The sequence below is a fragment of the Burkholderia sp. Ac-20379 genome, assembly GCF_017104645.1.
Lineage (GTDB): Bacteria > Pseudomonadota > Gammaproteobacteria > Burkholderiales > Burkholderiaceae > Burkholderia.
This window is the reverse complement of the sequence record NZ_JAAGPF010000529.1, coordinates 1-3,317: the sequence shown is the minus strand read 5'-3', so window position 1 is coordinate 3,317 and position 3,317 is coordinate 1. Positions and strand designations below refer to the sequence as shown.

Here is a 3,317-nt window from a genome sequence, read left to right as displayed (position 1 = left end):
GGCGCGGCGCTGGCGCCGGTCGCGGCCGAGGGGGCGGTGCGCGCGGAAGGCTGAGGCGGCCGGGGCGGCAATGGGGTGGCAAGGAGCGGCGGCGTGCCGGGGCACGGTGCAAGCCCGTCGAAGGGAAGCGGAAAGCCGTCGCCGGCGCAAGGCGTGCCGAAAAGCCGACTGTGTTCTAGGCAACTGTGTTCCTCGCGATGCATCGTTTCGCTATATATTTCCGCGCATAACGATCCCAACCCCTCATCGCGTTTCGCCCCATGTTTCTCCGTCGCCCCCGTTTCAGGGCGCTCGCGCTGGCTGCTGCCGGCGCGGGCGCGTCGTGTGTCGCGCATGCGCAGGATCCCGCACCGGATCGCGAGGTGGCGCTCGCGCCGGTCGCCGTCGGCGGCCTGATGCCGTATTCGCTGCCGTCGTATCAGGTCGAGCGGATCCGCGTCGGCCCGCTCGGCGAGAAGGCGCTGCTCGACACGCCGTATTCGATCAGCGTGGTGCCCGCCGCGTTGGCCGCCAACCAGCAGCTCGAAAGCGTGCGCGAGGCGTTTCGCTTCATCCCGTCGGTGCAGGGCGAGAACATCCGCCCGCAAACGCGCGGCCTGCAGGCCGGGGTGGTACAGAACACGCGCGTGGACGGCCTGAACGTGGCCGCCACCACCGATTACCCGATCGAGGAATTCGAGCGCGTGGAAGTGCTCGGCGGCCTGTCGGGCGCGCTGTACGGCCCGGCCAACCCGGCCGGCACGTTCAACTTCGTGTTCAAGCGCCCGACGGCCACGCCGCTGCGCGAATTCACGGTGGGCTACGTCTCGCGGCAATCGCTGCTCGAACACCTCGATCTCGGCGGCCATTTCGGCAAGAACGACGTGTTCGGCTACCGCCTCAACCTGCTGAACCAGAACGGCGAGAGCTACGCGCCCGGCAGCCGCCTGCGGCGCGAGCTGGCGAGCCTCGCGTTCGACGTGCGCTTCAGCCGCGACACGCGCCTCGAAACCAACGCCAGCACCTATCGCTATCTCGACACCGGCTTTCCGGGCACGTTCGCGCTGGCGCGCAACGTGCCGTTTCCGGCATCGCTCGATCCGACGCGCGCGGGCTACGGCCAGACCTGGGCCGGCGACGACAACACCACCACGATCCTGAGCGCCACGCTCAAGCACGACTTCAGCGACGACTGGCACCTGAGCGCCGGCCTGCTGCGCGAGACGAGCGACCGCGCCTCCACGGTGCCCACCAACACGATCACCGGCAAGTCGGGCGCGTACACCGCCACCGCGGCCACCACCACGTTCAGTCTCGACACGATCGTCAGCAACACCCTCGCGCTGAACGGCCGCACCTGGCTGGCAGGCATGTCGCACGATCTGGTGCTGTCGAACACCGGCTTCTTCTGGAATCGCTACACGCCGTTCCAGACCGGCGCGATCACGCTCGGCACCGGCAACCTCGCCAATCCGTCGAGTTTCGCCGAGCCGCCGCTGCCCGACTTCTCGGATCGCTTCCGCGCGGTGCGCACGATCCAGCAATCGGTGACGCTCGGCGACACGATCGGCTTCAATGCGCAATGGTCGGCGCTGCTGGCCGCGAGCCAGAGCTGGATCAGCGTGCGCAACTTCAACCGTCAGGGCGCCGTCGCGAGCCGCTACGACGCGAACGGCATCAGCCCCACCGCGAGCCTGATGTTCAAGCCGCGGCCGAACATGACGGCCTACGTGACGTACGCGGACAGCCTCCAGCAGGGCGACAGCGCGCCAACCGGCGCGGCCAACGCGGGCCAGAGCCTCGCGCCGTACCGCAGCCGCGAATGGGAGCTGGGCTACAAACTCGAAGTGGCGGCGATGAACCTCGGCGCGGCGCTGTACCGGATCCAGCGCCCGTATGCCTACGTGGGCGCGGACAACGTGTTCGCCAACGGCGGCCGGCAGGTGAACCGCGGCCTCGAACTGACGGCGAACGGCTCGGTCAGCCGCGACCTGTACGTGTACGCGGGGCTGTCGCTGCTCGATCCGCGCCTGTTCGACACCGGCTCGGCGGCCACCAGCGACCAGCAGATCCTCGGGCTGTCGCGCGTGGTGTTCAACGCGCTGCTCGACTACAGCGTGCCGGCGGTACCGGGGCTGGCGTTCACGCTGAACGTCAATCACGCGAGCCGGCGGCCGGGCAACTACACGAATACCGATTTCGTCGACGGCTACACGCTGCTCGATCTCGGCGCGCGCTATCGCACGCGCGTCGCGGGCAAGAACGTGGTGTTCCGCGTCGCGGTCGACAACCTGACCAACCGGCAATACTGGGCGAACATCGCCCCGACCGGCCAGAACGGCTTCAACAGCACGGACAACGGCACCGGCACGCTCGGCGCGCCGCGCACCGTGCGCGCTTCCATCCAGATCGATCTATGACCTTCATGCGTTCCTTCCGCCCATTCCGCGTTGCCCGGCTCGCCGCCGCGCTGGCCTTGACGAGCGCCGTCGCGCACGGCGCGGAGCCGGTCACCGTCTACGCGGCCGGCAGCACCGGCGGCGCGCTGGCGACGCTCGCGCACGACTACGAGGCCGCCACCGGCCAGCCCGTCAGGCTCGTGTTCGGGCCGGCCGGCCTGCTGCTGGAGCGCATCGAGCGCGGCGAGCATGCCGACCTGTTCGTGTCGGCCAACCTCGCGCATCCGCAACGGCTGACCGACGAGGGCAAGGCCGGCCCGACGGTGGTGTTCGCGCGCAACCGCGTGTGCGTGACGGCGCGGCCCGACGTGGGCCTGACCACGGCGAACCTGCTCGACAAGCTGCTCGATCCGGCCGTGAAGATCGGCACCTCCACGCCGCATGCGGACCCGGGCGGCGACTACGCGTGGCAACTGTTCGCGAAGGCCGGCACGGTGCGCGACGGGGCCACGGCCGTGCTCGAGGCGAAGGCGCGGCAATTGGTGGGCGGCCGCACCGCGCCCGACGTGCCGGCAGGGCGCAACCCCGTCGAATACTTCATGCAGACGCACCGCGTGGACGTGTTCGTCGGCTATTGCAGCTCGCACGACACGAAGCCGAACCCGGCGTTCGACCAGGTGGCGCTGCCGCCCGAGCTGGCGATCCAGGCCGATTACGGCATGACAGTGCTGGCCGGCCGCCGCGACGACGACGCGGCCTATCGTTTCGCGATGTATCTGCTGAGCCCGGCCGCGCAGGCGGTGCTGCCGCGTTACGGCTTCGGCGCGGTCGGGCTGGCTTCGCCGCAGCCGTGAAAGGGCGCGACGCCAGGCGGCCCGCCTCGCGATCCTGACGGCTGTCGCCGGGCGCGACGGCGTCGATCCCGCCCGCGGCGACGCC

General features: G+C 70.0%; 2 protein-coding genes. Both read left to right on the top strand.

The window, feature by feature from the left end:
* Nucleotides 1–260: 260 nt before the first annotated feature.
* Complete coding sequence (locus G3N92_RS32355) at nucleotides 261–2,399, top strand: TonB-dependent siderophore receptor (protein ID WP_206131601.1); 2,139 nt, start codon at nucleotides 261–263, stop codon at nucleotides 2,397–2,399.
* Between the two features lie 5 nt (nucleotides 2,400–2,404).
* On the top strand, nucleotides 2,405–3,232 hold the full coding sequence (gene modA, locus G3N92_RS32350) for a molybdate ABC transporter substrate-binding protein (protein WP_206131600.1): 828 nt from the start codon (nucleotides 2,405–2,407) through the stop codon (nucleotides 3,230–3,232).
* Nucleotides 3,233–3,317: the final 85 nt, after the last annotated feature.